We start from the raw sequence: 18,680 nt of genomic DNA, 5'->3' as shown, positions 1-18,680 counted from the left end.
CCGCTACCGCGTCCGAGTCGCGTTACGCTTGGCTCGGAAGCTTGTCCTTCTCGGACTGAAGGTCCTTGTCGGGAAGTGGGATGTAGTTGTTGTCCTCGACGAACAGCTTCTGACCGAACGTGGTCAGGAACATGTTCATGAACGCGGCTTCGCGCATGTCCGTCCCGCTCGGGGTGTCCTCCGTGATGGTCGTGTACTGGTGGAGGTCGCGGTTGAGCGGGTAGTCGCTGTCGAAGATGGTGTGCTCCGCGCTCTTGTCCGGCGCGTAGAGCGTGCCCTCGAATTCGATGCCGATGGGCTGGACCTGCGGGCCGGTGAACGCGAGTGCCATGTACGCGATGGCACCGTCGTTCTGCTGGACGACGGTCGCGACCTGCTGGTTCTGACCCTTCCGGGTGTCGACGCCTTCCATCGAGGCGTCGGCGCTGCCGAGCATGTTGAGGCGGAACGAGGTGTCCGTCCCGGAGCCTTCCGCGCGGCCGACCACGTAGATCTCCTGGTCGTGACCGCCGACTTCGCTCCAGTTGGTGATTTCGTCCTGGTAGATCTTGCGAACTTCTTCGCCGGTGAGTTCCGTCACGCCTGCGTCGGAGACGTCCTTCGAGACGACGACGGGCTGGCCGTCGCGGCCGAGGACGTGGTCCACGTAGTTCGCGTCGCGCTCTTCTTCGCTGATGCCGAGTTCCGCCGTGATGGGACCCGACGAGTTACCGATGTCGACGAGGCCGTCGCGGACGGACTTACAGCCCGTTCCGGAGTGGCTCAGGCCGATGCTGGTGGCGAACGGCGGGTTCGCCTGCGTGTCGGTCGGCTCGAAGCCGTAGAGGCTCGCGAAGTAGTCGGCGAGGCGGAGGTCCGTCTCAATCTCGTCCCACCCGGGGACGGACGCCTCGTCGGTCGAACCCCAGTACTCGCCGTCGCTCGGCGGCGCGTTGGAGTTCCAGTAGGAGCTTCCCTTGTTCGCGATGGGATACACCGTCGAGGAGCCCTCGGCGGTGAGCATCTGCGGCGCGCTCGATTCGGTCGTCTCCTCGGGGGTCGAGGTCGTGGTCTCCGGAGCGTCCGTCTCTTCTTCTTCGGTCGCCGGCGCGTCGGTCTCGGGGTTCGACTGCCCCGAACAACCGGCGAGCCCCGCGACGCCCGCCGCGCTCGATGCGACGAGGAACTGCCGACGTGATACGCTGCCTGCCAACTTCTTGGAATCTTGCGCCATCACGTGGTCAGACCCGGTTTTAAATAAAATGCGTTTATAATACCACTTTAGTTCTATCAGAGTTCAACGTAACACTAAGAGTCGAAATAGTCCGATATTAGCGCACACATCGGTACCGAGACCTATATACTCGAACGTAATCGAGACGACAGAAAATATAACGGGTCCCGAGATACGTACGCACGATGGCCCAGCAGGACGGAACCACCGGCTCAGAACGTATCGTCGGTCTGTCGAAACCCGCGGCGGTCGAGCGCGTCGTGGACGCCGACGAGTCCCGAGACCCCGACACCGTTCGCGCGGTGCTCGACCACGTGACCGAAGACGGCATCGTGACGGCCGACGGCGTCGACTCGGCGGTCACGGACACGTCGATGATTCTCTCGACCGCGGAGACCCGCGTCGAACTCGCGTCCATCGACCTCGACGACGCCCGCGAGGCCGCCGGCGACGACGCGGCCGTCGGTGCCGTTCGCTCCCGTCTCGACGTGTTCGAGGCGAAGGTCTCGAACGCGACCGAGCGGGTCGAATCGCTCGGCGAGAGGGTACAGGGGCTCTCCGGGTGGCGCGACGACCCCCGGTCCGTCTACGACACCGTGCTCGGGCTCCGGGAGGTCGCGTCAGAAGCGCAGGCGCTCACCGCGCACGCGGACAACGTACAACTCGACATCGAGGAGTTCGAGCGGTGGCTGTCGACCCACGACGTTCGCGTGCGCGGGCTCGACGGCGACGTGGCGGCGCTCGAACAGTCACTCGACGGGCTCGCCGACCGAGTGGCGTTCGTCGCCGACGGGAAGGACGCCGACACGCCCGAAGCGGGAGGCGACGACCGCGCGACCGAATGGTACAACGCCGCGCTCCGCACCCGCGTTTCGGACCTGCTGGTCGAGGACGTGCGAGCCGAACTCGCCGACCTGCGGGAACTGGCTCCCGAGTCGGCCGGGGAGGACGACGGTCTCGGCGACGCCGCCGCCGACCTCGACGAACTCGACGCCCGCGTGGAACGGCTCCGCGGGCGACTCGACGACCTCGCCCGGCCGTCGTGGACCGACGAGTACGGGGCGCGAATCGAGTCGTTCGAGGCGACGCTCGCCGCGTTCGAACCGCCGGTGTCGTGGGGCGCGGTGCAGGCCGAACTCGACGACGCTCGGGTCGGCGACGACGGGTGAGTTGAGGTCCCCCACTCACTCCAAGAGGAGAACAGATGGAAGTTGTTCGGGGTTCTCTAATCGCAATAGCGAGTAGACGACGCCGGAGAGACCGTGGAAGAACATCGGGTTCGGAAAGGTCGCCGTGTGTCCAGTCATCGAAAACTCGCCGTGGGCGTCTCTCCGAGTGAGACACCGGCGGGCCAGTCCGATTGCGTGTGATCCGTCGAGGGTCCCGCGGCGCGCACCGACGAGAAGCGCTTCGACCCGCCCGAAGTTCCCGCAGCAGACGTGGTCCATGTTCGACGGCTCGGCTCGCGCGGTCTCCGAGAGCGCGTCAATCGCGGCGTTGTGGAGGTCGCTGTCGTCGAGTGCGTCTGCGATGCCGAGCCGAGCGAGTGCCATCCCCGACCGACCGTGGCACCACTTATCATCATAGCTCGTGTCCTCGTGCGATTTCGCCCAGTTGTTCCGGTTCGGGTCGTACAGCGCCGATTCGAAGGCGAGTGCCTCGCGCGTTGCGTCCAAGAACCGTTCGTCCCCTGTCGCCTCGGCGAGGCGGGCGAGCGCGTAGCCGATTCCGCACGCGCCGTGTGAGAACCCCGTGAGTGGCGGCTCGTCCTCGGCAGTTCGCCACACTCGGTAGCCGTCTTCCAGCACGCGGCCATCAAGGAGGCGCTCTCCACACGCGACTGCCCGGTCGAGAACGGACTCGTCGCCGTGCCGGTCGTAGTACGCGAGGAGGCCAAGAACGGTCCCACCAACCCCCTCCAGTACGTCGAACGTTTCGTCGTTCATTACGTGGGACTCCGTGACGACGTCCGCGGCGGACCGCGCGGCGCGGCGGTATTCGTCGGCGTCGAGAAGCTCCGAGATGACCGTAAGCGTGTATACGACCGACCCGACGCCGAGCATCCCACCCAGGTTCGGCGGCGGGCCACCGTCTTCGATGGCGTCGAGTATGGGCGATAAGACCTCTTCCGCCACGGTTCGATAGCGCGTCTCGCCCGTAGTCTCGAAGAGCGCTGCGGCCGCCAGCGCGATACCACCGCGCCCGTGGTACAGCGAGAAGTCCGTCGGATAGAGGTCGATTCCCGTCTCCGTCGGCGAGATCGACACCCAAGCGTCGCCGTCTGGCGTCTCAATACCGGCGTCCAGAACCTCCTCGAACAGGGTCCTCGCAGTCGCCTCGAACGTATTGGCGGAGACGTCGGGCTCGGGTGCGGGACCCGGTACTTGCGGCCCGAACGCGTACTGGAGCAGCCACGCCTGCCGGTCGCGGTCGTCGTCGTTCATCGAGTCGACCCGCTGTCGACATCGGTGAAAGCCGGGCGTATCGACGTCAACGGGTAACTCCTTCCCATCGTGAACGACTGTGCTGCTCGTCGGCGACGACGCGAACCGCGGGAAGTCGCGGCGGCGGAGCGCCCTCCGCTCGGCCGCGTACAGCGGCCAGTACTGGTCGGCGTCGATTCGACCGTCGAAGAAGGGAACAGCGAGCTTCTCGTACTCGACCGAGAGACGGGCCCCGTCTCGGAGCGGGTCGCGGGCGGCCGCCGACCGGAGAATCGAGCCGTATCGAGCCGTCGCCCGGTACACCAACCGGTTCTCAATGCCGTCGACGAGGCTGGAAGGCAACACCTCGCCGAAGAACGCGCCGTTTTCGTGTAACGAGCGGATGGCGTCGTACGCTTCGGTGAATCCCTCGCCAAGCGCCTCGGTGTACGAAACCGGCGGGTGGTCACCGTCTGTAGTACTCGCGGTGTTCGTGGTCAGGTTGACCTCTGGCCGGACCTCCTCTACCGTCATGACGTCCGTGTTCGCCGCTTCGATACCGGGTTTGGAGACGTCTTTGAACGCCCGCTCACTCGAACTACCGAAACCGGCGTGGGGAACGCCTGCATCGTCGTCGCTCGGGGTGCGCGGGTCACCGACCGACCACGGTGCCAAGAGCGTAGAGAGTATCGTACTGTGGGCGACCGTGGACACTTCCGTGGGCGTCGGCATGGCCGACGGATCAACGTAGGGGTGGAAAACCGTCTCGCCGTCGACGACCATCGGGCTCTCACCGTCGACGAGCAGGTTCTCGTACTGGCAGTCGGTCATGTTGAGCGCGTACGCGACGCAAGTGAGGACGCCCGCTTGCTCGTAGTACCGCCGTACTGCGTCGGTATCGGCTAAGTCGTCGTACGCTATCGGCTCCATCCACCCGTAGCCGTCTCTGGGAAGGTATTCCGGCGACCGAAAGGTCGCGACGGACGTGCGTTCGCTTACTCGTTCGAGCACTTCGTACAGGGCCACACCCCCGTCGACGCCTCTCGGTTTGTAGATGACGTCCGTCGAACCGAACGAAACGCGGACCGGAATTCGGCCCTTGGCGTGCGCGTCCGTCGAGAGCGGTTCGAGCGAGGTCACCGAACCGTCGATGCCGAACCGCTCCCTGAGCGAGGGAGCGTCGTCTCGAATCCGCTGGCAGAGTTCGGAAATCGCGTCGACCCAGTTGTCGATAATGACGGCAATTTGTCGGGCGAGAACAGGGTACTCGACGCAGAGGTTAGATATCCCGTGTGCGAACATTGCGTCGATGAACTCCTCGTAGTACTCGGTCGGCGGATCGTCGAACTCGTCGGGGGCGGCCGCAGCCAGTTCGGGATCGAAGTGCTCTACGAAGCTCTTGAATTCGACGTACAGCGGCCGGACACAGAGCGCGTGGAACCGTCTGGTCAGCCCTTCGACCAGCGGCTCGACCGACTCGTCCGGAACGGAGAGCGTACCGAGCCGACCGCGCGCGAACTCGCTGAACCCGGTCAAAAGCTCCCGGAACGGGACGTCGTCCGGCGTACTCGAGTAGCGCGTCGGGTCGGAAGCCCGGAGGTACTGGATTAGTTCTTCGATCGTCTCGATCCACGCCGGGAGCGGCACGTCGCTTGGCCACTTCGTGGCCGCCAACTGGGCTTCGGCATCTGCCCGCTGGATTCCGTCGGCCGCCAACCGCTCGGTGAACTGTTCTTCGTCGGCGAAAAGTCCCTCCCACTCGTCCAGAATCGTCGTCGGAGATATCTCGGGGTCGGGGCCGGAGTCATTGGAGGGACCTTCGAGACGCTCGTGGAGCGTCCGGGCGCGACCGGCGATTTCGCGACGTTGTTGTTGTGTGAACACCATCTCGTCAGCTGTCGATGTCGTCATAGTGGATGTGAATCGGTACGCTACGGAGTGAATCGGAAAGCGCCTGCGAGCCGTCAGAAAAACCGATGGGCTTCTCCGCGGTCGAGCGACGCGGAGAAGCTTCGGGAACACCTCAGTTGGTGGTGTCGCAGCAGGGGAGCTTCGAGGCCGTGTGGCACGGGAGGTAGCACGACGCCGTCCCGGTGCTGTCGTGGGACATCTCGAACTTATCGGAGATGATCGACCCGAAGAGGCCGTCGTAGTGTGATTTGTCAACAGTACGTGCAATGTCGATGTCCAATGCAACTGACATCAAATTGTATATCTAAACGACATGTTATAAAACTAATGGCAATTAGTTATAAATTCAGCTCGTGTCGTCACTGGGGAGAGTTGGCCGATACCCCGTGGGTGGTCACTCAGTAGTGTCCCATGACACCGCGGCGACGAGCGACCCGTGAGCAGTACTTGAAGACGACGTATCCGCAGACGAGATAACCGACACCGACCCCGAGGAGGACGGACAGTTCTTCGGCCGAGAACTCCCACAGCCGAATCCCGCGGCGCATCGATTGCTGGAGGAGCGCGGACCCCTGGACGAGCGGCAGTAGCCGAAGGGCCGGTACGTCTGCCGTTGGGGCTCCCACGAGACCGACCATCGCGAACTGCATGAGGTTCGAAACCGCTCCGATTCGCTTGTAGATAAGCGCGAGGCCCGCGAACACAAACCCGATTCCGACGACCGAAAGTAGCGAAGCGATTACCACGGGGGCGATAGTGAGCAGGTCGACCGAGAGCGTCCGTCCCGTAGTCACCAGCATGAGCACGAGGATAACTCCGCCGATAGCCATACTCTGAATCACGTTCGAGGCCGCTTTCAGGAGCATGACGCGGCCGAATCCGAACGGAGACATGTATAGCTGTTCGAGGGTTCCCCACTGGGACTCCTGTGTGATGTTCCCCGAGAGACCGGAGTACGCGCCTTGCGCCATCGTCCAGAGGAACCAACCGACGATGACGCCGTTGAGCGTCGAATCGAGCGATTGTGGCGACCCACCGATTCCGCCCACCACCGCTTGTCCGCCGAAGAAGACGATGGCGAAGAACACGTACATCGTCGCCACGTTGATGGCGAAGTTCACGCGGTACCGGAACATCACGGTGAACTGTTTTCTGATGACCTCCCAGAGGAGGCGACCAAGGCCGACGAGTGTCCTCGTCCCACCGAGGCTAGTCGAGTGCGCTGGCTCCGAACTCATGTCTGCGTGTCCATTTGTGGTGGGCGGCCAGATCCGAGTGAGCCCTCCGAAGACTGGTTTGTCAGTTGGATGAATATCTCCTCGAGGTCTGGTTCGACCGAAGTGAACGACTCGATTTCGCACCCGACCTCGCGCAGTCCGTCGACGAGTCGGTAGAACTCGTCGCCGCTGACGCGGACCGAAAACTGGGTCGAATCACCTCTCGTCTCGAACGAGTCCGCGTCGAACTGAGCTGAGAGGTACTGACGGACCCGCTGTGAGAGCGTCCCATCGACTACGATACGATACGACTGTATGTCGAACACATCGAGGAGGTCCGAGACGCTCTGGTCAGTGACGACCTCACCGTCATTCATCACCACAACTCGATCGCAGATGTCCTCGATGACGTCCATGTCATGGCTCGACAGGAGAAGCGTCGTTCCTTGGTCCGTGACCAGACGACGAAGCTCCTTGCGCAGCTCGAGCGAACTCTCGACATCGAGTCCGAGCGTCGGCTCGTCCAGCAGAACGACGTCGGCGTCCCTCGCGAGCGTGCAGGCGAGCGAGACTTTCTGCTTTTCGCCCCGTGAGAGTTCTCTGACGGTCGAGTCAGCTTTGTCTGTGAGCCCAAACTTCTCGAGCAGTTCCTGTTGACGTCGCTCTGTTTGCCCCGTCGACTCTCCGGCGAGTGCCGCGAAAAACCGCATATTCTCCCGAACCGTCAACCGCCAGTAGACGTTCCGAGCGCCCTCCAGCATCGCCCCGATGTGTTGGTACGCGCGCTCCGGTTCGTCATGTACGTCAGTCCCGTGAATCTGGACCGTTCCGTTTGTGGGGACGATGAGGCCGAGCAACGATTTAATCGTGGTCGTCTTCCCGGCACCATTGGGTCCGAGCAACCCGACGGCGGTGCCCCGCTCGACGTCGAAGTCCACTTGCTCGACTGCCGTGACCCGGCCATCGCTACCCTCGTACTGCTTGTGGAGGTCTGACACCGAGAGTGCGATAGGGCCCGGTTCAGAGGGAGGAACCGCTCCATCAGATTGTAATGACGAATAGTTGAACTCTTCGAGCACGTCAGTTCGTGACGGCGGTCTACTATAATAAATTGTTGGCTACCAAACACGAACGACAACTCCGCGAAGCCACGGTTTTATTCCGCCCGCAGAGTGCGTCTTCCCAAATCTCGAACCAGACGAACGACTCGGATTCGTCTGTTTGAAAGCGTCCTACTCGTCGGCCCGCAGACACTCCCCCAAGAGCTAGTAAATCGTGGGTCGAGGTGCGAGCGCGAACTATCACATCCACTACGTAAATCGCGTTCAGCGAAAGTACATGTGTGTTCGGTCCCTCGGTCTAACTGCGAACACCAATGTCAGACTACGAACTTGACCCCCTCCCGTACGAGTACGACGCGCTTGAGCCCCACATCTCCGAGCAGGTGCTGACGTGGCATCACGACACCCACCACCAGGGCTACGTCAACGGCTGGAACGCGGCCGAGGAGACCCTCGCCGAGAACCGCGAAGCAGGCGAGTTCGGCTCGTCCGCCGGCGCGCTTCGTAACGTCACCCACAACGGCTCGGGACACATCCTGCACGACCTGTTCTGGCAGAACATGTCGCCGGAAGGCGGCGACGAGCCCGAGGGCGCGCTCGCAGAGCGCATCGCGGAGGACTTCGGCTCCTACGAAGCCTGGAAGGGCGAATTCGAAGCGGCGGCCGGCGCGGCCGGCGGCTGGGCGCTTCTCGTCTACGACTCGTTCTCGAACCAGCTTCGGAACGTCGTCGTCGACAAGCACGACCAGGGCGCGCTCTGGGGCTCCCACCCCATCCTCGCGCTGGACGTCTGGGAACACTCCTACTACCACGACTACGGCCCGGCCCGCGGCGACTTCGTCTCCGCGTTCTTCGAGGTCGTCGACTGGGACGAGCCCGCCGCCCGCTACGACCAGGCCGTCGAACTCTTCGAGTAACGTAGCGTAACAGAACGAACCCACCGTTTCCCGCGCGACCACCACGGGTTACCGTGAAAGGGTGCCCAACACAGGGCATCCGGCGGGGCGAGTTCGTCCCGCCAGACCGGCACCCTTCTACCGACCGTCCAGCACGTGTTCCGGCGAGCGGTGCGACTAACACCATCGACCGTTCTCGTTTGTTTCAAGCAAAATTCATAACTACGCGGGAAAGAATGTGCGGTTAATGAGTAATAGTAATCCACCGTGGACTGCCGAATTTGCCGCCCTGAAGTCCGACTGCGCCGTCGAACTCGCCGGGTTGCTGGAGAAATACCCGCAACCGGTCGTCTACGAGGTGATGAGCGAGATGCTCCGCCGAGAGATGCGCGACCAGTTCGCCGTCTCGTTCGCCGAGTCGCAGTTAGACGAATGAACCGCGATAGCGCGTAATCGAGAGTACTACAAAATATCCGCTTTGCTGGGGTTCTTTATCCAGTACGCTAGTGCATGGAACATGGCAGACGTAATCGTCATCGGCGGCGGTCCCGCTGGTCTGACAACCTCCCTCTTCGCCGCGAAGAACGGGCTCTCCACGACGGTCTTCGACACCGACAAGACGTGGATGCACAAGGCGCATCTGTTCAACTACCCCGGAATCGGCTCCATCGACGGTTCGGACTACATGGAGACGCTCCGCACGCAGGTCGACCACTTCGACGCCGAACGCCACCAGGGTGAGGAAGTCACCGACGTGAGCGAGAGCGACGACGGCTTCGTGGTCACGACCGACGACGGCGAGTACGAGGCCGACTACGTCGTGCTCGCCACGGGCGCGAACCGCGACCTCGCGGAGTCCCTCGGCTGTGCGTTCGACGACGACCTCGTCGACGTGGGCGTGACGATGGAGACGAGCGTCGAGGACGCCTACGCCACGGGCGCGATGGTCCGCGCCGAGGAGTGGCAGGCCGTCATCTCCGCCGGCGACGGCGCGGCCGCCGCCCTCAACATCCTCTCGAAAGAGAAGGGCGAGCACTACCACGACTTCGACGTGCCCGCCGACGCCGAGTCCGTCTACGGCTCCCTCATCGACGACGTCTAATCGCAACCCCGCGGTCGTACTTTCCGACTGCGACTTCGCGACTTCGCGACTTCGAGTTCTCGTTTTTTCTTCGCCGAGACTCCGGAGACTCGCCTGTCTCGCTAGCCGAGTCGCTCGATGAACGAGTCGATGACCCGAATCTCGTCGTCGTTGATGGCGTGTCCCAGCCCCTCGTACAGCCGGCTCGTCGCGTCGGCCCCGAGTGCCGCGAGGACTCGGGCCGACGCCTCGACTCGCTCGGGGTCGACGCGAGGGTCGTCGCGACTGCTCCCGAAGAAGGCCGGCGTGCCGTCGAGGTCGTCATCGCTGCTGTGACCGTTCTGGTCGCCGTCGTCGTAGCCGTCGTGGGTCCGATTCCCGAGGTCGGGTCCGAGGAGACTCCCCGAGAGCGCGACGAGACCGCCGTACCGACGTGGGTTTCGAACCGCGAACTCGGCGGCGAGACACGCGCCCTGCGAGAACCCGAAGAAGACGACTCGTTCGGGCGGAATCCCGGCGTCGGCGGCGATGTCGAGCGCGGCCGACACCCGACCGAGCGCGGAGGTGAGCCACGGTTCGTTTCGCTCGATGGGACTGATGGCCGGTGCCGGATACCACGAACTCCCGGCGGCCTGCGGCGCGAGGTACATCACGCCCCGGTGGAGGAACTCGTCGACGAGGGTGAGGACGTGCCGCGCCTTCGACCCGCGGCCGTGGAGCAGGACCACCGCCGCGTCGGCGACCTGCGGGGGCGCTCCCGCGGTCGCAATCTCCTGCCCCTCGTGGGGGTCGGTCGCGGACCGGGGCGCTGTTGGGCGGCGGGACATCAGTTCAGTCCGTCGTCGCGACTGGATCCGACGCCGTCGTTGTCCTCAGCGCCTCCAGCGGCCTCGTCGCCTCCGACGCCAACCGGGAGGTCGAGCGGGCGCAGTTGGCTTTCTATCATCTCGCGGTCCTCCTCCAGCCACGGCGGGAGGTACAGCGACTGACCGAGCGTCTCCGGGTCAGCGTCGAACGTGAGACCGGGGCCGTCGGTCGCGAGTTCGAACAGGATACCGCCCGGTTCGCGGACGTACAGCGAGTGGAACACGTGTCTGTCTTTCACCCGCGACACGTCGTAGCCGCGCTCGCGGAACAGGTCGTGCCACTCGTACAGCTGGGCTTCGTCCTCGACGCGGACCGCGACGTGGTGGATGCTCCCCGCGCCCTCGCGGCCGAACTCGCCGTCCCTATCGAGGAGGTCCACGACGGTCGCGCGGTCGCCCGGCGCTCGGTAGCGGACGCGGTCGCCCTCCTGTTCGACGAGGTCGAACCCAAGCGTATCGAGCACGCTGGCGGTCACGAAGGGGTTCGTCGAGTGGAGCGTGACGCCGTGGATGCCCCGAATCGCGCGCTCGGCGGGAACCGGGCCGTCGAACCACGGTTCGACCGACGACTCGCCGGTGACGAGTTCGAGGTCGGTCCCGTCGGGGTCCGAAAACCGGAGGACGGTCTCGCCGAACCGCTCGAACGGGCCGTCGACTTCGACGCCGCGGTCGGCGAGGCGGTCGAGCCAGTAGTCGACGGCGTCGGGGGGAATCACCAGCGACGCGGTTCGAATCTGGGGCGTGCCGGGGCGTCCCGGCTCCTCGGCCGGGTACGGGAAGAACGTCAGGGCCGTTCCGGGCGAGCCGGTCTCGTCGCCGTAGAACAGGTGGCGCGTGAACTTCTCGTTGAAGTTCACCGTCTGCTTGACGAGGCGCAGACCGAGCGTCGTCGCGTAGAAGTCGACGTTCGCCTGCGCGTCGCGGACGATTCCCGTGACGTGGTGGATTCCGGCGGTGTCTGTGAGCATCGAATTGGGTGGCTTGTCTCGGTGAATGGGTGGATGGAGGGTGAAGGTGCTGGCGTTGGTACGGTGGCGGTGGATACAGTAGTCGCGAGAGGACGGTCAGCGGCCGATGGTTCCCTGTCGGGTGACGGGCGCGTCGGGGTCGATCAGGAACGCGACGACGGTGGCGTCCTCGTCGGCGGTGAGCGTCAGCCCGTCGTCGTCGACGAGCAGGCCGCTTTCGGTCTTCCCGAAGCGCGTGCCCGCGGCCTCGACCGCGCCGTCGAACACGTAGAAATACGCGTCCCGGCCCTCGATGTCGGGGAGGTCGGCGCTCGACCCGGCGTCGAGGCGGAGGTCGAAGAGGTCGACCTCGTTGCGGACGAAAAGCGGCGCGTCGGAGCCCTCGGGACCGAACAGATGCCGCCACTCGCCCTCGACGGGGGCGTCGATGGGCTCGTGTTGGATGTTCGGCTCCAGCCCGAGGCTGTGGGGCCGGACGAACATCTGGAGCATCCGCAGCGGTGGGTCGTCCGCCCGGGTGAACTCCTCGTGCCAGAACGTCTCGCCCGCGTTCATCACCATCAGGTGGTCGGCGTCGGTGACGAGGTCGTTTCCGTCTTGGTCGCCGTGGCGCATCACGCCGGCGGGCACCCACGAGATGATTTCCTCGTCGCGGTGGGGATGCATCGCGATGTGGGTGTCGGGGTCCATGAACGACTCGACGATGGTCGCGAGCGGGCCGTAGCCGTGGTCCGCGTGGTCCGGGAGGGCGCGCCCGGGGAAGTTGAAGTGGGTCCGGAACTTCCCCTGATTCTGGGAGACGTCGGTTCGCTCCGCCTTGTAGAGCTTCGTCTCGGAGCCGACTTTCATTACGCACGCACCTACGCGTCGAATCTATATACCTTCTCGGCGACGTGACCGAAAGCAGGTGACGTCGGTGTCACCGGGTGAGAGTCCCGGAGAAGCACCGAGCGGCCGACCAACTCGGAAGGACCTCGCGAAACGGCGACTCTGGTTTCGGGCCGACCGGTTCGGTGGCAAACATTTTGTTCTTACTGACACGAGGGGTAGTTTGATGGAGACGAGTCGATGGACGCCACGGCGAAACTGGTTGTTCGTCACGCTGAGTGGTCTTGGAGCCGCGGGAATCGTCTACGTGTTCGGCCCTGCCGGTTCGGGCGTTGCAACGTCGGTCGCGGTCGGTGTCGTCGTCTGGCTCATGTTCGCGGTCGGACTTGTGGTCTCGAACGAGCGGGTGAAACAGGCTCTTCTCGACTTACTATCGCTTTTCCCTTGAGTACGTCCGCGCCAGAACGACTCCAAGGCGTCACCACCCTTGCCGCAGTACGAACGCGGCGTGTCCGAACACGGCGAGTAGAAACGGCACCGAACCGGCGGGCCAGACGAAGACCGTACCGAGCGGAATCGCACTCAGAAAGAGAGTGGTCACGGCGAACCGCCCCCACACCCGGTCGGCCGACTTCAGCGCCGAGTCAGCGGAAATCGAAACGTCGTATCGTCGAAGTGCCTCGCGGAACTGGGATTCGACCTCGTCCGGGACGAGAAACATCGAGGGCTTGTTGACGAACGATTTCTCGTAGTACAGCCGGACCGCAGTCCGGTTCCCGATGGTCACGAACCGGGCAGTTTCAACGTCCGCGAGTGAGATCGTCACGTCCTCGTCGCTCCGAAACAGCGAGGGGTCACCCATGTGGTAGGTGCTTTCGAGTTCGCCGGCGTCACCGTCGAGCGCGACGCTCATACCGATGAACCGTTCCGAACTCTGGAGGACTGCCGTCAGTACCACCGCGCAGTACATACTGTACACGAACGGGGCGCGGTCACCGGCGAGCGCGCCGAAAGTCAGGAGAGCGGCCGGGACGACGCCAAATACCGACCACCACAACACGCGGCCGAAATCGATGCCGTTGAACGCGACACGCCACGGGAGTTCTCGAAGGCCAGCCATCCCCGCAGTCCACGCTACGACGGACTCGCTCTCGTCTGGATGTGTCACCGTTAGTGTACTTCAAAATCAGCCGGTATATAGCTCTCTTTCAACGAGTCGCGATGCGACCGCCGCGCCTCTGGTTCGGGCGCAAAAAGAACTCACGAGAAGTCCGAAGTCTCCCGCAGGTACCGGAACCTAAATCAAAATGAATTGACACACCGTATCCGAAACAGAAGCCTTACCACTAGCAATCGAGTTCGATGTAGTAGCGGGATGGGATAGCCAGGAGATTCCGCCGGGCTCATAACCCGGAGATCGGTAGTTCAAATCTACCTCCCGCTATGGTTTTGCCGACCTCAACTCCTAAGCGCCGAGTCTCGGCTCGGCGCGACCCACGAGGTCGGCCACATAGCTCAGTAGATTTGAACCGGGGAGCGTCAGCGACCGGGGTTCAAATCTACCTCCCGCTATGGTTTTGCCGACCGCAACTCCTAAGCGCCGAGTCTCGGCTCGGCGCGGCCCACGAGGTCGGCCTCATAGCCAGTCAGTCGAACTAGTGAGCAGCGCTTCACGTTGTGAGTGAGGCCGCTTTCCCCGACGATTAAGAGAAGACCGGGTTCGGAGAGGAGACTGACAACTCAGTAATCGGCCGACTTACCGCGTTTCTCGGCGACGACCGACCCGACTGCGGACCGCAACGCCTCCCAGTCGACGCGGCCGTTGTCGAGTCGAAGGTACTCCTCGCGGACGATGCTCTCGAACACGCGTGCGTGAACCTCGGCGGTCGTGGGCGATTGGGACGTTTCGACGGCTTCGACGGCGCGGCCGACTCGGGCGTCGGTGACGAGGGCGTCGGCGAGTTCCGCTGGCTCGCCTCGTATCGGCTCGTGGTCGCGTCTCTCGTCGACGGCGGTGTCTTCGACGAGTGCGCGTCCACCGCGTCGGTTCTCGATGACGACACCCGCGGCGGGTCCGGCGTACCACGCTGATTCGGGGATGTCGAGTCGCTCCGGGTGGAAATCCCGAACGTTCAGTTCCTTCTGGAAGGTGTTCAGCGGCGTCAGACCCAGGCGTTCGAACACCTGCTCGGCTTTGTCGATGGGGAGCAGTCGCTCCTTGGCCCCGCTCCAGATGGTCCAGCCGAGAAATGCCGGGATTCGCTCCCAGTCGTAGTCGATACCGACATTGCACGGTGCCACGCCGAAGAAGACGTACGCTCCCGGCTCGTCGACCGCGTCGTGGAACGCGTCGCGGTCGAACCGCTCTCGAACGTGCCGAACGGCGGATTCGTACGGCGGAGGCACGTCGTCGAAGACTCGGTCTCGGTCGCCGAACAGTAGACGCCCCGACGGTTCCATCTGAAACCGCAACCGGGGACCAACGACGTACTCACGGAGCCACAGGTGACCGCTCGACAGTAACTCGTCGGCGGCGTCTCCGAGATGAGGCGTCGGTGGATACGGTTGCATGAGTGATTCGTTCCACGACGAGAGGGATAGTCTTGGGTGTGCGCTCTGGCATCTCACTCGCCGCGTGCCGCCCTTCGAGCCGCATGAGAACACGTCGTCGTAGACTGCCTAGAGGTCGAGCCGCGAATGATGAATTTTGTATCGCGCTATATGGTTTATCCTCTACTCTCAGAGAATAACCGACAAATTGCTAATCCTCGTTGTCTCCTGCCGACAACGACGCAACAAATATAGACAATTTTCGGATACTTCTCGTCTCTCACTCGAAATCGGAGCTCACAGAATCAGCGAGGGGTCGGTGTTCGATGTTCTCCCGGTAGCTGACCGGTCAGATTCGCCAGTTCAGCGAGAACGAGTCGTTCGTCGCGGTATCGTTCGTGGCAGTACCGTTCGTCGTCCCGTTCGTGGAGTTCGAAGTGGCCTTCGTCTGCTCGGCCGGCGTTCCCGTGTCTGCCGTGACAGTTCCGCTCGTCAGCTCGCCCAGCGGGGCCTGAATGGCATAGCTCGGCGTCTCGACCTGAATCGTGCTCTGGGCGTCGACCTGTACGAACTTCAGTTCGAGCGTGTACGAGCCGTCGGATTCGATTTCGGTCGCTTCGACCTGGTCGGTCTGCGGGTGGAACGCCCACGCCGTCTCACCGGCGTCGAGGCGGCTCGTCTCGCCTTCGATAGTCCGAACCGTGTAATCCCGGCTCGTGTCGGACCCCGCAAGCGGGTAGTTGCGGTCGAGCCACGCCTGGTATCCCTCGTCGATGGCGTACACGTTCTCGAAGCCGGTCGCGAGCAGCATCGCCGCCCGGAGCGACGACAGGTGGTGCGGGCAGTGGCAGTAGGTCACCACGCGGTCCGCCTCGTTCCAGTCGTCCGTGGGGTCGAGCGTCCGCCCGTCCGGTGCGGGGCTGAGCACGGATCCGAAGACGTGGGAGACCTCGTATCCGGTCTCGCTGCGGGCGTCGACGAAGCGCGCCTCCCCGCGCGCGTACCAGTAGTACGCGTCCTCGATGGGAACGAGCGGAACTTCGACGGTCACGTCGTGCACCTCTCGCGTGAGCGTATCGTAGGAGCTCGTGTCGATGGACCGCTCTTCCGGCACGGTGTCGAACTCAGGCGGGTAGCCGTCCGAAGGTTTGGGGTCTTGCGGTAGGTCGTCGCCCTCGCGGGGTCCTCGCATCCGGTCTTCGGGCGCGGCCGTCGTCGTTTGCGTCGTCGTCTGCGTCGCGTTCGCGGTGGTCGTCTGGGTCGACGTGGACGGCGTCGATTCGGGGGACCCGCTCGAACAGCCCGCGAGCCCGGCAATCGTCGCTGCACCGGTCAACTGAAGGAACCGTCTGCGGCTCGACTGTCGTTCTGTCATCACCCATCCGTACTGACCAGTAGTGGTTTATTATATACAGAGTAAGCGCTGTGCACCCTTACTCGCGTGGAAAGGCGGGCTACGAGTGACGGGCGTATCGTGCCGCTAAACCGCCGTTCACGCGGTCTGCTTGAGATACCGCTTCTCCCAGCGGCGGCGCGTCTCGACCGCTTCGCGGCCCTCGTCGGTCAGCGAGTACTCGTTGGTCCGTCCGTTCTTGCTCCCTTTGTGGACGAGGTCTTTGTCGACGAGTTCGTTCAGGTTCGTGTACACGCGGCCCGTGAGCAGGTCGCGCCCCTGCGTCTTTTCGAGTTCGGTCTTGATGGTCTGTCCAGAGGAGTCGCTCATTCCTCGCACAACGAACAGCAAATCGCGTTGAATCGCGGTTAATTCGTGTACGCACATAGGGGATGCCACGGGCGCACCCTACATGAACTTCGGAGATAGTTGTGGTTCTAAAGAACCCCTAGAACGTGTGAAACGGTCGTTTCTCGGAGTTCGCTCTCAGCACCGACGGCGACCGCGCGAATAGACACATCATAAACGGGGGTCGCTCTGACCGCTCGAACGCGCGAAACCACGCGGACCCGGACGAACGCGCCATCGTTCCGCGACTGCCGACCAGCGGACGCCGGGCGATAGCCGACCCGCCAACTGCGCCCTCTCGGGAGCGAACGCCCCGACCCAGCGGTTCCTTACTCATCCCATAGTAAGGAACCCCGCCGCCCACGTGCGGAGTATGTTTGGAACGAGCGGCGTTCGCGGTGCCGTCGGCGAAGACGTGACGGCTGAAGTGGCGCTCTGTATCGGAAGGGCGCTCGGTAGCGAGGTCACCGGGCGCGTCGTCGTCGGTCGCGACGCGCGCGAAAGCGGAACGATGCTCGAACACGCACTCGTCGCCGGGCTTCTGGAGTGCGGAATCGACGTACTCCGACTCGGAACCCTGCCGACGCCGTCTATCGCCCGCGCCGTCGAGTGGTTCGACGCCGACGCCGGTGCCGTCATCACCGCCTCGCACAACCCGCCGACCGACAACGGGGTGAAGCTCTGGACCGCGTCCGGCCGGGCGTTCGATTCGGCCCAGCGCGCCGCCATCGAGCGCCGTATCGATGACGAGGACTACGAACTCGCCGCGTGGGACGGCGTCGGAACCGAGCGACACCGAAGCATCGAAAACCGCCACCGCGACGCGCTCAAATCGAGCGTCGACCTCGAAGACCCCTGTTCGGTCGTCGTCGACATCGGCAACGGAACGGGGCGGCTCACGGCGGACGCGCTCTCGGACCTCGGCTGTACGGTGTCGACGCTCAACGGCCAGCGCGACGGTCGATTCCCCGCCCGCCCGAGCGAACCGACCGACGAGACGCTTCGCGGGCTCAAGTCCCACGTCGCCGCGACCGACGCGGACCTCGGTATCGCCCACGACGGGGACGCAGACCGGATGATGGCCGTCGACGGCGACGGGAACTTCGTCGACGGCGACGCGCTCCTCGCCCTGTTCGGGCGCGAGGCCGCGTCAGAAGGCGACCGAATCGCCGTTCCGGTGAACACGAGCCTCGCCGTCGACGACGCGGTCGCGACCGTCGGCGCGGACGTGGTCCGGACGCGCGTGGGCGACGTGTTCGTCGCCGAGCGGTGCGCCGAGCCGGGCGTCGTCTTCGGCGGCGAGCCCTCCGGGGCGTGGATTTGGGCCGACGAGACGCCCTGTCCCGACGGCCCGCTCGCGGCGTGCAAACTCGTCGAGTTCGTCTCGCGGCGCGGCCCGTTGGCCGACCTCGTGGACGACATCGACGCCTACCCGCTTCGCCGCGAGAGCGTCGAGACGAGCGACAAAGCGGGCGTCCTCGAACGCGTCGAAGCGGCGGTGCGCGAGGAGTACGACGACATCGACGACCGCGACGGGCTCCGCGTCGAGACCGACGACGGGTGGTTCCTCGTCCGGGCGAGCGGAACGCAACCGCTCGTGCGAGTCACCGCCGAAGGTCGGACGGAAGCGGCGACCGACCGGCTGTTCGACGAGGCGCTGGCGCTCGTCGAGTCTCGTACCGGCCCCGTCCGTACCTGAACCGGGGGGTCGACCCGGACCTCGAACGTCGGTTCCTCCGGTACGACGAACGCTACTTCGGTTACACGCTCAGGTTCACCACCGAGTGACGCGACCGGAGAGGCAACTTCGCTCCCGCGTAGAATTGGAGTATCGAAATTGGGTGGCCAGCGAATGGGTGACACGCCCACAAATCAGCCGAATTCAGTGCGGTAGTTGTCCGCATGGATATAAAAAGACTGGATAT

At 64.0% G+C, this 18,680-nt stretch carries 18 protein-coding genes and 1 tRNA gene; 7 read left to right on the top strand and 12 right to left on the bottom strand.

Features of this window, described 5'->3' with window-relative positions; translation table 11 throughout:
- Positions 1 to 22 precede the first annotated feature (22 nt).
- On the bottom strand, positions 23 to 1,213 hold the full coding sequence (locus ABY42_RS17135; protein ID WP_004978400.1) for a substrate-binding domain-containing protein: 1,191 nt from the start codon (positions 1,211 to 1,213) through the stop codon (positions 23 to 25).
- Positions 1,214 to 1,398: 185 nt separating this feature from the next.
- On the opposite strand from ABY42_RS17135, the gene ABY42_RS17130 reads away from it, so the two are divergent.
- Entirely contained in the window at positions 1,399 to 2,382 is a 984-nt protein-coding gene (locus ABY42_RS17130) for a hypothetical protein (protein WP_050460259.1), read from the top strand.
- A 15-nt stretch (positions 2,383 to 2,397) separates the two neighbouring features.
- Here ABY42_RS17130 and ABY42_RS17125 read toward each other — a convergent pair whose 3' ends face one another.
- The 4 genes from ABY42_RS17125 to ABY42_RS17110 all read right to left on the bottom strand — a co-directional run bounded on the left by ABY42_RS17125 (position 2,398) and on the right by ABY42_RS17110 (position 7,843).
- Positions 2,398 to 5,547 (bottom strand): type 2 lanthipeptide synthetase LanM family protein, encoded by a 3,150-nt coding sequence (locus ABY42_RS17125; protein ID WP_050460258.1) that lies wholly within the window; start codon positions 5,545 to 5,547, stop codon positions 2,398 to 2,400.
- Positions 5,548 to 5,659: 112 nt separating this feature from the next.
- Positions 5,660 to 5,839 (bottom strand): hypothetical protein, encoded by a 180-nt coding sequence (locus tag ABY42_RS17120; protein WP_042665533.1) that lies wholly within the window; start codon positions 5,837 to 5,839, stop codon positions 5,660 to 5,662.
- A gap of 106 nt (positions 5,840 to 5,945) precedes the next feature.
- On the bottom strand, positions 5,946 to 6,785 hold the full coding sequence (locus ABY42_RS17115; RefSeq protein ID WP_082220718.1) for an ABC transporter permease: 840 nt from the start codon (positions 6,783 to 6,785) through the stop codon (positions 5,946 to 5,948).
- On the bottom strand, positions 6,782 to 7,843 hold the full coding sequence (locus ABY42_RS17110; protein ID WP_231608400.1) for an ABC transporter ATP-binding protein: 1,062 nt from the start codon (positions 7,841 to 7,843) through the stop codon (positions 6,782 to 6,784). The genes ABY42_RS17115 and ABY42_RS17110 overlap by 4 nt, the downstream gene beginning before the upstream one ends.
- A 296-nt stretch (positions 7,844 to 8,139) precedes the next feature.
- On the opposite strand from ABY42_RS17110, the gene sod reads away from it, so the two are divergent.
- The 3 genes from sod (at position 8,140) to ABY42_RS17095 (ending at position 9,823) form a co-directional block, all read left to right on the top strand.
- Complete coding sequence (sod, locus tag ABY42_RS17105; protein ID WP_050460256.1) at positions 8,140 to 8,742, top strand: superoxide dismutase; 603 nt, start codon at positions 8,140 to 8,142, stop codon at positions 8,740 to 8,742.
- Between the two features lie 226 nt (positions 8,743 to 8,968).
- Positions 8,969 to 9,157: a hypothetical protein gene (locus ABY42_RS17100; protein ID WP_050460255.1), complete on the top strand. Its 189-nt coding sequence runs from the start codon at positions 8,969 to 8,971 to the stop codon at positions 9,155 to 9,157.
- An 81-nt stretch (positions 9,158 to 9,238) separates the two neighbouring features.
- Positions 9,239 to 9,823, top strand: a complete 585-nt coding sequence (locus ABY42_RS17095) for an NAD(P)/FAD-dependent oxidoreductase (RefSeq protein ID WP_004978409.1) — start codon at positions 9,239 to 9,241, stop codon at positions 9,821 to 9,823.
- Between the two features lie 101 nt (positions 9,824 to 9,924).
- Here the strand turns inward: ABY42_RS17095 and ABY42_RS17090 are convergent, their stop codons facing one another.
- The 3 genes from ABY42_RS17090 to ABY42_RS17080 all read right to left on the bottom strand — a co-directional run bounded on the left by ABY42_RS17090 (position 9,925) and on the right by ABY42_RS17080 (position 12,485).
- Positions 9,925 to 10,629 carry an alpha/beta hydrolase gene (locus ABY42_RS17090; protein WP_050460254.1) on the bottom strand — a complete coding sequence of 235 codons (705 nt, stop codon included), beginning with the start codon at positions 10,627 to 10,629 and terminating at the stop codon, positions 9,925 to 9,927.
- Positions 10,629 to 11,636 (bottom strand): ring-cleaving dioxygenase, encoded by a 1,008-nt coding sequence (locus ABY42_RS17085; protein WP_050460253.1) that lies wholly within the window; start codon positions 11,634 to 11,636, stop codon positions 10,629 to 10,631. The genes ABY42_RS17090 and ABY42_RS17085 overlap by 1 nt, the downstream gene beginning before the upstream one ends.
- A 96-nt stretch (positions 11,637 to 11,732) precedes the next feature.
- Positions 11,733 to 12,485 (bottom strand): pirin family protein, encoded by a 753-nt coding sequence (locus ABY42_RS17080; protein WP_004978417.1) that lies wholly within the window; start codon positions 12,483 to 12,485, stop codon positions 11,733 to 11,735.
- A 205-nt stretch (positions 12,486 to 12,690) separates the two neighbouring features.
- Between ABY42_RS17080 and ABY42_RS17075 the strand changes: the two genes are divergently transcribed.
- Positions 12,691 to 12,912: a hypothetical protein gene (locus ABY42_RS17075; protein WP_049905312.1), complete on the top strand. Its 222-nt coding sequence runs from the start codon at positions 12,691 to 12,693 to the stop codon at positions 12,910 to 12,912.
- A gap of 30 nt (positions 12,913 to 12,942) precedes the next feature.
- On the opposite strand, the gene ABY42_RS17070 is transcribed toward ABY42_RS17075, so the two are convergent.
- Positions 12,943 to 13,584: a hypothetical protein gene (locus tag ABY42_RS17070; RefSeq protein ID WP_050460252.1), complete on the bottom strand. Its 642-nt coding sequence runs from the start codon at positions 13,582 to 13,584 to the stop codon at positions 12,943 to 12,945.
- A gap of 249 nt (positions 13,585 to 13,833) precedes the next feature.
- On the opposite strand from ABY42_RS17070, the gene ABY42_RS17065 reads away from it, so the two are divergent.
- Positions 13,834 to 13,908 (top strand) — tRNA-Met (locus tag ABY42_RS17065).
- Between the two features lie 296 nt (positions 13,909 to 14,204).
- On the opposite strand, the gene ABY42_RS17060 is transcribed toward ABY42_RS17065, so the two are convergent.
- The 3 genes from ABY42_RS17060 to ABY42_RS17050 form a co-directional block, all read right to left on the bottom strand.
- Entirely contained in the window at positions 14,205 to 14,924 is a 720-nt protein-coding gene (locus tag ABY42_RS17060; protein ID WP_050460251.1) for a hypothetical protein, read from the bottom strand.
- A 439-nt stretch (positions 14,925 to 15,363) separates the two neighbouring features.
- Positions 15,364 to 16,389 (bottom strand): rhodanese-like domain-containing protein, encoded by a 1,026-nt coding sequence (locus ABY42_RS17055; RefSeq protein WP_004977865.1) that lies wholly within the window; start codon positions 16,387 to 16,389, stop codon positions 15,364 to 15,366.
- Positions 16,390 to 16,506: 117 nt separating this feature from the next.
- Positions 16,507 to 16,737, bottom strand: coding sequence for a helix-turn-helix transcriptional regulator (locus ABY42_RS17050; protein WP_004977866.1), 231 nt, complete (start codon positions 16,735 to 16,737; stop codon positions 16,507 to 16,509).
- 391 nt (positions 16,738 to 17,128) lie between these two features.
- Here ABY42_RS17050 and glmM point away from each other — a divergent pair, with 391 nt between their 5' ends.
- Complete coding sequence (glmM, locus tag ABY42_RS17045; RefSeq protein WP_050460250.1) at positions 17,129 to 18,454, top strand: phosphoglucosamine mutase; 1,326 nt, start codon at positions 17,129 to 17,131, stop codon at positions 18,452 to 18,454.
- The last annotated feature ends 226 nt before the right edge of the window (positions 18,455 to 18,680 follow it).

This window comes from Haloferax gibbonsii (assembly GCF_001190965.1).
GTDB lineage: Archaea > Halobacteriota > Halobacteria > Halobacteriales > Haloferacaceae > Haloferax > Haloferax gibbonsii.
This window is presented reverse-complemented; position numbering and strand designations above follow the sequence as displayed.

What these genes read in the sequence shown, in the direction of transcription:
- ABY42_RS17090 (WP_050460254.1), bottom strand. Translation starts at nt 10,629, where the DNA reads ATGTCCCGCCGCCCAACAGCGCCCCGGTCCGCGACCGACCCCCACGAG.
- ABY42_RS17100 (WP_050460255.1), top strand. Translation starts at nt 8,969, where the DNA reads ATGAGTAATAGTAATCCACCGTGGACTGCCGAATTTGCCGCCCTGAAG.
- ABY42_RS17070 (WP_050460252.1), bottom strand. Translation starts at nt 13,584, where the DNA reads ATGGCTGGCCTTCGAGAACTCCCGTGGCGTGTCGCGTTCAACGGCATC.
- glmM (WP_050460250.1), top strand. Translation starts at nt 17,129, where the DNA reads ATGTTTGGAACGAGCGGCGTTCGCGGTGCCGTCGGCGAAGACGTGACG.
- ABY42_RS17115 (WP_082220718.1), bottom strand. Translation starts at nt 6,785, where the DNA reads ATGAGTTCGGAGCCAGCGCACTCGACTAGCCTCGGTGGGACGAGGACA.
- ABY42_RS17135 (WP_004978400.1), bottom strand. Translation starts at nt 1,213, where the DNA reads ATGGCGCAAGATTCCAAGAAGTTGGCAGGCAGCGTATCACGTCGGCAG.
- ABY42_RS17075 (WP_049905312.1), top strand. Translation starts at nt 12,691, where the DNA reads ATGGAGACGAGTCGATGGACGCCACGGCGAAACTGGTTGTTCGTCACG.
- sod (WP_050460256.1), top strand. Translation starts at nt 8,140, where the DNA reads ATGTCAGACTACGAACTTGACCCCCTCCCGTACGAGTACGACGCGCTT.
- ABY42_RS17130 (WP_050460259.1), top strand. Translation starts at nt 1,399, where the DNA reads ATGGCCCAGCAGGACGGAACCACCGGCTCAGAACGTATCGTCGGTCTG.
- ABY42_RS17050 (WP_004977866.1), bottom strand. Translation starts at nt 16,737, where the DNA reads ATGAGCGACTCCTCTGGACAGACCATCAAGACCGAACTCGAAAAGACG.
- ABY42_RS17060 (WP_050460251.1), bottom strand. Translation starts at nt 14,924, where the DNA reads ATGGAACCGTCGGGGCGTCTACTGTTCGGCGACCGAGACCGAGTCTTC.
- ABY42_RS17055 (WP_004977865.1), bottom strand. Translation starts at nt 16,389, where the DNA reads ATGACAGAACGACAGTCGAGCCGCAGACGGTTCCTTCAGTTGACCGGT.
- ABY42_RS17095 (WP_004978409.1), top strand. Translation starts at nt 9,239, where the DNA reads ATGGCAGACGTAATCGTCATCGGCGGCGGTCCCGCTGGTCTGACAACC.
- ABY42_RS17080 (WP_004978417.1), bottom strand. Translation starts at nt 12,485, where the DNA reads ATGAAAGTCGGCTCCGAGACGAAGCTCTACAAGGCGGAGCGAACCGAC.
- ABY42_RS17085 (WP_050460253.1), bottom strand. Translation starts at nt 11,636, where the DNA reads ATGCTCACAGACACCGCCGGAATCCACCACGTCACGGGAATCGTCCGC.
- ABY42_RS17120 (WP_042665533.1), bottom strand. Translation starts at nt 5,839, where the DNA reads ATGTCAGTTGCATTGGACATCGACATTGCACGTACTGTTGACAAATCA.
- ABY42_RS17125 (WP_050460258.1), bottom strand. Translation starts at nt 5,547, where the DNA reads ATGACGACATCGACAGCTGACGAGATGGTGTTCACACAACAACAACGT.